The 8,645-nt window shown below is 38.3% G+C and carries 10 protein-coding genes; 6 read left to right on the forward strand and 4 right to left on the reverse strand.

Going from position 1 to position 8,645, the window contains the following annotated elements; translation table 11 throughout:
- The 3 genes from ACSHXM_RS19660 to ACSHXM_RS19670 form a co-directional block, all read left to right on the forward strand.
- Nucleotides 1–618, forward strand: a 618-nt coding sequence (locus ACSHXM_RS19660; protein ID WP_435691728.1) for an AAA family ATPase, incomplete at its 5' end; no start/stop codon positions are given.
- A gap of 6 nt (nt 619–624) precedes the next feature.
- Nucleotides 625–1,131, forward strand: a complete 507-nt coding sequence (locus ACSHXM_RS19665) for a hypothetical protein (RefSeq protein ID WP_435691730.1) — start codon at nt 625–627, stop codon at nt 1,129–1,131.
- Nucleotides 1,118–1,300: a hypothetical protein gene (locus ACSHXM_RS19670; protein ID WP_435691732.1), complete on the forward strand. Its 183-nt coding sequence runs from the start codon at nt 1,118–1,120 to the stop codon at nt 1,298–1,300. The genes ACSHXM_RS19665 and ACSHXM_RS19670 overlap by 14 nt, the downstream gene beginning before the upstream one ends.
- A gap of 553 nt (nt 1,301–1,853) precedes the next feature.
- Here ACSHXM_RS19670 and ACSHXM_RS19675 read toward each other — a convergent pair.
- The 3 genes from ACSHXM_RS19675 to ACSHXM_RS19685 are packed head-to-tail and all read right to left on the reverse strand — an operon-like array spanning nt 1,854 to nt 4,002.
- Nucleotides 1,854–2,783, reverse strand: a complete 930-nt coding sequence (locus ACSHXM_RS19675; RefSeq protein ID WP_435691733.1) for a hypothetical protein — start codon at nt 2,781–2,783, stop codon at nt 1,854–1,856.
- The gene (locus ACSHXM_RS19680; RefSeq protein ID WP_435691736.1) at nt 2,780–3,640 is read right to left on the reverse strand and encodes an ABC transporter ATP-binding protein; all 861 of its coding nucleotides are present in this window, start codon (nt 3,638–3,640) and stop codon (nt 2,780–2,782) included. Before ACSHXM_RS19680 ends, ACSHXM_RS19675 begins: the two co-directional genes overlap by 4 nt.
- Entirely contained in the window at nt 3,640–4,002 is a 363-nt protein-coding gene (locus tag ACSHXM_RS19685; protein ID WP_435691738.1) for a GntR family transcriptional regulator, read from the reverse strand. Before ACSHXM_RS19685 ends, ACSHXM_RS19680 begins: the two co-directional genes overlap by 1 nt.
- Nucleotides 4,003–4,240: 238 nt before the next feature.
- On the opposite strand from ACSHXM_RS19685, the gene ACSHXM_RS19690 reads away from it, so the two are divergent.
- The gene (locus tag ACSHXM_RS19690; RefSeq protein WP_435691740.1) at nt 4,241–5,035 is read left to right on the forward strand and encodes a DUF6174 domain-containing protein; all 795 of its coding nucleotides are present in this window, start codon (nt 4,241–4,243) and stop codon (nt 5,033–5,035) included.
- A 110-nt stretch (nt 5,036–5,145) separates the two neighbouring features.
- Here the strand turns inward: ACSHXM_RS19690 and ACSHXM_RS19695 are convergent, their stop codons facing one another.
- The gene (locus tag ACSHXM_RS19695; protein WP_435691742.1) at nt 5,146–5,685 is read right to left on the reverse strand and encodes a DUF924 family protein; all 540 of its coding nucleotides are present in this window, start codon (nt 5,683–5,685) and stop codon (nt 5,146–5,148) included.
- A 355-nt stretch (nt 5,686–6,040) separates the two neighbouring features.
- Here ACSHXM_RS19695 and tal point away from each other — a divergent pair, with 355 nt between their 5' ends.
- Both tal and pgi read left to right on the forward strand, forming a co-directional pair.
- The gene (tal, locus tag ACSHXM_RS19700; RefSeq protein ID WP_435691744.1) at nt 6,041–6,994 is read left to right on the forward strand and encodes a transaldolase; all 954 of its coding nucleotides are present in this window, start codon (nt 6,041–6,043) and stop codon (nt 6,992–6,994) included.
- A gap of 86 nt (nt 6,995–7,080) precedes the next feature.
- The coding region (pgi, locus tag ACSHXM_RS19705) for a glucose-6-phosphate isomerase (protein ID WP_435691746.1) at nt 7,081–8,645 on the forward strand (1,565 nt) is incomplete at its 3' end.

Genomic DNA, 8,645 nt, shown 5'->3' on the forward strand with positions numbered 1-8,645 from the left:
TTTTTAGATAATGCCAAAGGTAACGCTTTTTTAGATACTCTGAATGGTGATGAAGTAGCTGAAATACTTAAAGAGAACGAGAAACTTACAAGTAAGGTAAACGGGTGGTTTGAGAAGTTTGACTTAAAGGTTAACGTTGAGCATTTGGAAGATGTAATACATAAACTACAAGTTACTCAAAATTCATTAGATTTAGATATTACAGATGTTGGTTTTGGTGTTTCACAAGTACTCCCCGTGATTATTCAAGGATTCTTATCTCCTAAAAATAGCTTAACACTCATTGAACAACCGGAAATTCATCTTCATCCACAAATGCAGGCTGAACTTGCTGATTTGTTCATTGATATCACAGATATTGATAAGGATGAGGCTTCTAAATATTTGTTAATAGAAACACATAGTGAATATCTATTGAAACGATTGCGTAGGCGAATCGCCGAAGGAAAAATTTCAGCAAGTGATATAGCTATCCACTCAATAAGTCCCCAGGAAGGTCAAACTGGTGCAAATATTTCAATGTTAGAAATTGAATCTAAAGGAAGTTTTGATTGGCCAAAGGATTTTTATGGTGGTGAGCTCATGAGAGACACAACTGAGTTTTTAAGGAATCAATAAAGTCATATGTCTAGATTTACACTTTCAAGTTGCATTGAAGAATGTTTAGAGCATAAAGTATACATTGCTGACATCTTGTACAAATTTGTTTCTTCAGAAAACCCTTATAAAATTGTAGTGGACTCTTCCAATAAAGTTCGCGAGATTTATTGTCAAATAGCTGAACGAAATCACAACTTTTTAAGTTGGTTAAATGTAATGACAATGGAACCTAACAATTTTATGACTATCGATGTCGAGATAGAGCAATCTGATTCTGAATTAGATGCATTTCTAAAAGTATGCGCAGCATCGAATGGTTGCCAAAAGCTAATCGTTAATTCTCACAATACATTGAAAACGCATGATTATCTTGATGAAAATACGGTTGGCTTTTGTGGTAAAGAGTTAACGATTTTGGATAGAGATGAAGCAGTAGAAGAGTTGCGAGTGCCTAAAACAGTAATTAAAGATTCAATTGTTGCGGATAGAAAGTCGGTCATTAAGGGAGTGAAATTGAGTGGTAAAAAATAAAATAGAAAAATCGGTCGTTGCAGATAGAGGCGCTAAAATTAAGAATGTCGATATGTCCGAAAATAAAACCATAAAAAGAATGGTAAATAAGGATAGTATTTTGGGGTTTATCTTTGGGGTATTAACTTCAGTTATTGGATCTTATGTTTATGAATTTTTAAAACAATGAGCTTTGTCTACTGATACTCAGGTTCCAAACGTTATGATAAATGATGGTGGCGAAAAATTATTATATTGAATCGCTGCTAGTTATTTAGGCTTGTTAGTTCACATCCAATGAATCCCTATCTTTAAGCGAGATATTTTTTTAAAAAAGATTAAAAGGGGTCACCCATTAGCCAGCCGGAGTCAATAGAGCATCTGTAATTGTAAATTAATTGGGGTCGTAACAACGTTATTTAAAAACGTCAATGATTACGCAGATGCTTTTAATTTACCCGCGACTCAAGGCTCGCCACCTATTACTTTAATTTAGTAGGGTAATCGCCATGGGATCGTTAAGGTTGGCGGAAGGTAGAATAACGCGGGGCACAGTTATCGAGATGCAGAGTGGACGTAGTCCATGCTTTATCGCGCAGCGATGCCCTGTTTGCAAAGCGAATGCTTAGTGATCACTGAGCATGCTTTACGACGAAGTCGTGCTATGTGGCGCAGCCATGCCTTAAAATATGAATACGCTTAACGCAACGACATACAATCTCATCGCTGCGCTAAACAACATATTAGCCTTGGCTTCTATTCACTCTTAACCAATAAGCGCCATACATAAAGACACTTCCTAATATTATCGCGAATAAACTCACTTTATCCCACATAGCTCTGAGCATGATTAAACCTGGGCGCTCCATTGAGCCATTCATGGTATTCGGAAAACGACCCGTTTCGAGTGCGAAGTAATCTCTAAACAGCTCTTTAACAAGAAAAACATCCTCAACACCAAAAAATACATACATTAATGTGCCGACTGCGGTGAATAATATTATGGGTATTATCGCCCAAGCCAATGGTGATTTATTTGCAAATGCAGACGTCAACATTAGCCATGCAAAAACCGGAAACATCCAAATTGCGTAGACGAAGGCACTTGCCCACACTAATGCAACATTAGATAAAATACCGGCACGTGGCAGTGCAGCCCATAACGACACGTCATAACCAATTGCCATCACTAGACAAACAACGAGCATAACGAATACTAGTAAACACACTAATAACGTAGCAGTAGTAATGAATATAAGTGGGATCCCTAGAGCGCCCATTAACAACTTACTGGCAATCACGCCGCTATCAGACACCGGCATAGAGCGCCAAAAGAATACCGATAAGTCTCGTCTATCATCAAACAGACAAGCCGAAAAATAATTTATTTGAACGACCAGCGCAACCACCACAAAAAAACCAAATACGACGCCTGTCAGAACTTTAGTTCCTCCTTCGAGCTTTATATTGCCAGCATCTGGATTTTCTAACGCAGCTCCTAAAGATGAGAGGCCATTGAATATTCTTTCAACTTGATAGGCTTCCATTAAAAACAGATTAGTTAAAAATACAGCCACTATGACGCTAGCAACCAATATCGGCAACCAAAACAAAGATTTGCGATGTTCCCAGTATTCTTTTTTAATACTTATTAAAAATTGAGAGAGGTTCATAACTGCGTCTCCTGAGTCATTACGCCAACAAATATATCAGCTAAACTAGGTGAACTGATTTGACCTAACTCGGCCAACTCCTGCTCATGCACACCATCGAATAGCATACTCGTCATGCCCATCATTTTATTAGAATATAGGGGGTTATATGCCGCCGCTTGAGATAAATTTTCATTAGGTACAGCTAACAATTTAAATCGATTACGTATGGCGTCTACACTTTCAACTAAAGCCAACTCCCCTTCTTTGATAAAGGCCACATCGGTAAGAATGTTCTCAATTTCTTCTATTTGATGAGTAGTGATAACAATACATTTAGTCTCATCGTAAAAATCTTCTAATAGGTGGGTATAAAATTGGCGACGAGTAAGTGCATCAAGTCCCAAAGTCGGTTCATCTAACACCAAAACTTTTGCATCAATAGCTAGAATGAGAGCCAAATGCAATTGGGTTACCATACCTTTTGATAAGGCCTTAATTTTATCTTTAGGATTAATATTTGTTTTAGCTAAGAATCCTTCAGCTTTTTGCCTATTAAACTTAGGGTGAATACCTTGCACGTAATCTAAGGCTTGTAACCCTGTCATCCATTTAGGCAACACAGCTACATCAGAAATATAAGCGACTTGATTCAACATACGCTCTCTATTTCCTTTAGGGTTACAACCCAATATGTCAATCTCACCTTCAAAACTCGTTAATCCCAATAGTGCATGCAAGCAGGTTGTTTTCCCCGCCCCATTGGGGCCTACTAAGCCTAATATTTGTCCTTCACTGACAGATATATCAATACCTTTAAGGACATGCTTTTTTTTGTAGGATTTTGATAGTTGTTTTATAGAAATAAGCTCGCTCATTACTTTCTCTCCTTGTATGCACTGAGTAATTCTTCAACAGATAACTGAAGGCTTTCAATTTTGCGGGTAATTTTAGGCCATTCATTTTTAACAAATGTCTCGCGCTCGCGGGTGAGCAGAATCGTTTGTACTCCCTGTTTGACAAATAACCCTTTCCCTCTTTGTTTTTCTACAACCACTTCGTCTTGTAACATTTGATAAGCCTTAGAAATAGTCACGGGATTAAGCTGATATTCCGCTGCTACGTTTCTAACTGAAGGCAAAGCTTCGCCTTCTTGAATATGGCCATCTAATATCCGCTGGATCACTTGATGATATAGCTGAATATAAATTGGCGTATCTGAACTCCACATTTGTTTCATTAACTGTTATCCAATTCCATTTAACACAACAGGTGTTATACATCACCAACACACCATAGGCAAACAAAAATAATAAACATAACTTTGTTTGTCATATAGATCCGGAAAAGCTAGAGCCAAGATCACCTAAAGCGTTTGAATTACATTTCTTTACATTAGGTAGCAATTATCAACAGAAGTCTTACTTTCCCCACATTACACTTTGTTTAAGTTATTTGAATTGAATAAAGGAAATACAATGAATAAGTATATGAGTATACCAATTGGCTTATTATGTCTGGGAATAAGCGCTTGTGATGATGAGCACTTTAGTTGGCAAGGAGAGCATCATGTGCGGGTGTATCAAGATGATCAAGCATTAGGTTGTGATGCAGCTGGTATATCTGTTGAAACTCATGGCAAACTATTGATCGATGAGGGTATCGAATTACACTGCTCACAAAAAGGTCATGACGGCATGGCTTATGATGAATCATGCAATTCTGAAACCGGCTCAATTAATATTTTTACCATTCATGATAAAGATTTAGCTGAAGCTGAGTCCTTGGGGTTTTCAAGACTCTCTACCTTGCCTGATGCACAATTTGATGATTTATGTGAATATAACGTCATATCAGATCAAAGAAAATATGCATTGATCCACCAATTAAATCATGAACACGACACTTGGCTGGCGAATAAAACCACGAATTATCAATTCCAGTTCAATCAAAGTTTTAGCGACTGTCCAACGTTTGCTCCCACTCCAGTCGTTACTATTACCGTTAACGATGACCAAGTTTCTACTGTATATGACGTAGATGCAGAGACATTTTTAACCAATATCAGCGATTATCAAACCATAGATCAATTGTATGACAAACTCGAAGTGCAACTAAAGTTGACGCCTACCGAAGCCGGCTTGAGTGCAGCTCAACCTCATGCCAGCCCTACGTTTAATACAATGGGCATGCCTGAACAATATTTTGTTAATTCAGGTGCTGAAGAATGTGATGCGGCGAATTACACTTTGAGCAACTTGGTATTGCAATAATTTTAATAAGCCTGAACTCGGCATAAACTGGGTTTAGGCTAACCTAACCAAAGCGTTTATATTGAATGTCAGCAATAGCGGCTTCAATGCCCGTTCTCAACTGACTAGCCCTAAAACCCAGAATCTGGTTGACGTAAAAATTCAATTTCTTCAGATGTAGATTCACGGCCTAAAATTTGATTTCGATGTGGGTAGCGGCCAAATTTTTCAATAATCACTTTATGCTTTATTTCAAACTCTAGGCTTGGTTGAATCCCATTTTGTTCAAAAAGCTTTACCGCTTGTTCATGCACTATAAGTGACTCACTGTGCATATAGGGCATGTATAAAAAGTTACGCTCTACAGCTGAGATCTCCTGATCAGTCCCTGAAATCACTGCTTCTTGAGCTAAAGCCAATGCCAAAGGATCAGAAGCAAAAGCTTGGGGAGTGTCTCGAAATATATTTCTAGAAAACTGATCAAGCACAATAATTTCAGCTAATCGCCCTTGCGCGGTTTTACGCCAATCGAACAATTCACAGTGTTGAGCTGGTTTTAATAAACAACCAAACTTTTCTTCAAGCAATTGATCAAAATCCAGATCTTTTACAAACCATTTTGACGGTTCTATTTCCTTAAACCAAAAATCTAGTATTTGTTTGGGTTGCATTTTAGTTTCACCATTTCATTTAAAATTAACCATTCAACTGCTCCACAATACAGGTATTCTTGCGTCGTATTTCGAATGGGCTAGGCTAAAAAAGAAAGCTATCAAAAAACAACACTAATTGAACACAAAACATTATGTATCCTTATTTTACTGTTATTTTAGTTCTCCTTCCTATGGATATTAATAGCTAATATTTTAAATGAAATATATTATTGAGCTGTACAAACTAACCTTCATTTCTATTCTCACAATACCTAAGCTTGTTAAGACATAAGATAGTTGCCTTATTTCTTTGATTTTATGCTCAAATTTGACAAGCTATAGTGAACAGAAATGCCATTACAATGAGGATTATATGTCTAACCAATTACAAGCTCTACGCGAAATCACTACAGTTGTTGCTGACACTGGTGATATCGAAGCGATCAAAAAATATCAACCTGTTGATGCAACTACTAACCCGTCTTTATTATTAAAAGCGGCAGAAATGCCTCAATACAAGTCGCACCTAGAAGCGGCTGTAGCATGGGCAAAAGAACAGTCTTCTGATCCTGCACAACAAATCATTGATGCTGGTGACAAACTATCTGTCACCATTGGTACTGACATAGTAAATATCGTTCCGGGTCGTATTTCTACAGAAGTAGACGCTCGTTTGTCTTTTGACACTGCAGCAAGTATCGAAAAAGCACACAAATTAGTGGCTTTGTACAAAGATGCTGGCATCGACAAAAGTCGTATCCTAATTAAACTAGCCTCTACTTGGGAAGGCATTAAAGCAGCAGAAGTGCTAGAAAAAGAAGGCATCAACTGTAACTTAACTTTATTGTTTGGTTTTGCTCAAGCACAAGCTTGTGCCGAAGTTGGCGCATACTTAATTTCTCCGTTTGTTGGCCGTATTTTAGATTGGTACAAAGCTAAAACAGGTAAAGACAGCTACGCTCCATCTGAAGATCCAGGTGTTGTGTCGGTAACCAAAATTTATAACTACTATAAAGACCACGGTTATAAAACAGTTGTTATGGGTGCAAGCTTCCGTAACACTGACGAAATCACTGAATTAGCAGGTTGTGACCGTTTAACAATTGGCCCTGGATTATTAGAAGACTTATCTCAAGCCCAAGGTGAATTACCTGTTAAATTGAAAGACAACGGCGCAACTAAAACGCCTGGCGCTCCTTTAACAGAAGCACAGTTCCGTTGGGAAATGAACCAAGATGCAATGGCAACAGAGAAGTTATCTGAAGGTATTCGTAACTTTGCTATTGACCAAGTAAAACTAGAAACACTACTAAAAAGCTATTTATAAGCTAAATTAGTTTAAAAAAGCGTCGTTCTGCGGCGCTTTTTTGTCACTATTTTGTACACCCTTTATACCCTACATTTGAGGTCCTTATGACAACACTCAGCAACTCTTCAGCTTGGCAAAGCTTATCAGCTCTAGCAGATAAAACTAAAAATCAACATATGCGTGACTTGTTTGCCGCTGATCCTCAAAGAGCAAATAAATATACTCAAACCGCTTGTGGTATTGAGTTAGATTTTTCTAAAAACTTAATCACAGACGAAGTAGTCACTGCGTTACAGTCGCTTGTTTCTGATTGTCAGGTTGAAGCCAAACGCGATGCAATGTTTGCTGGTGAAATCATTAACCACACAGAAAAACGCGCAGTTTTGCATACCGCTTTACGTAACTTTTCAGGTAAACCCGTATTAGTCGATGGCGAAGACGTGATGCCAGAAGTATTAGCTTGCCAAAAGAAAATCCAAGATTTTGTTGCCACTATCCATAATGGCGAACGTAAAGGTTACACAGGTAAACCTCTGAAAGAGATTGTTGCTATTGGTATTGGTGGTTCGTTCTTGGGACCTAAAATCATGTCAGAAGCCCTTAAGCCTTATTGGTTTGAAGGCGTAAAAGTACATTACGTTGCTAACGTAGACGCTTGTCATGTTCAAGATGTATTGGCCTCGGTAGACCATGAAGAAACATTGGTTGTTATGTCTTCAAAGTCATTCACGACTCAAGAGACATTACAAAATACCTTAACGGCTAAAGCTTGGTTCCTGAACGAAGGTGGCAAACAAGAAGATATTGCAAAACACTTTATTGCTGTGTCTTCTAATATCAAAGCCGCAACAGAATTTGGTATGGCCGAAGAAAACATTTTCCCTATGTGGGATTGGGTTGGCGGTCGTTATTCACTTTGGTCTGCAATTGGACTACCGATTGCTTTAACCATTGGATACGACAATTACCGTGCATTATTACAAGGCGCGTTTGAAATGGATGAACATTTTCAAACGGCTCCAGCCGAGCAAAACTTGCCTATTATTTTGGCAAGTTTAGGTGTGTGGTATATCAACTTCTTTGGTGCCCAAAGTCACGTGTTATTACCTTATTATCATTATTTACGTGGTTTCCCTGCTTATGTTCAGCAACTGGACATGGAAAGTAATGGTAAACGCATTGCCGGCAGCGAAACAGCGACGGATTATGAAACCGGTCCTATAATTTGGGGGAGTGAAGGAACCAATGGTCAGCATTCATTCCATCAGCTGATACACCAAGGCACGGTAATGATCCCTGCTGACTTTATGTTACCGCTCAATGTAGCAAACCAAGAAAACACACATCACGCTATGTTAGCCTCTAACTGTTTTGGCCAAACCCAAGCATTAATGCAAGGTAAAACATTCGAAGAATGTAAAGCCGATTTAGCGGGTAAAGGATTAGCAGAAGACGAGCTTAATTCATTAGCCACACATAAAGTCATGCCTGGTAACAAGCCAAGCAATACCTTTTTGTTTGACCAACTAGACCCTAAAACCTTAGGTGCACTTGTTGCTTTATATGAACATAAAGTATTCGTACAAGGCGCTATTTGGGGAGTGAACTCATTTGATCAATGGGGTGTTGAACTGGGTAAAGAATTAGGTAACCAAGTATTAGATAAACT

Origin of the sequence: Paraglaciecola sp. (assembly GCF_051252315.1) — a bacterium.
Taxonomy (GTDB): domain Bacteria; phylum Pseudomonadota; class Gammaproteobacteria; order Enterobacterales; family Alteromonadaceae; genus Paraglaciecola.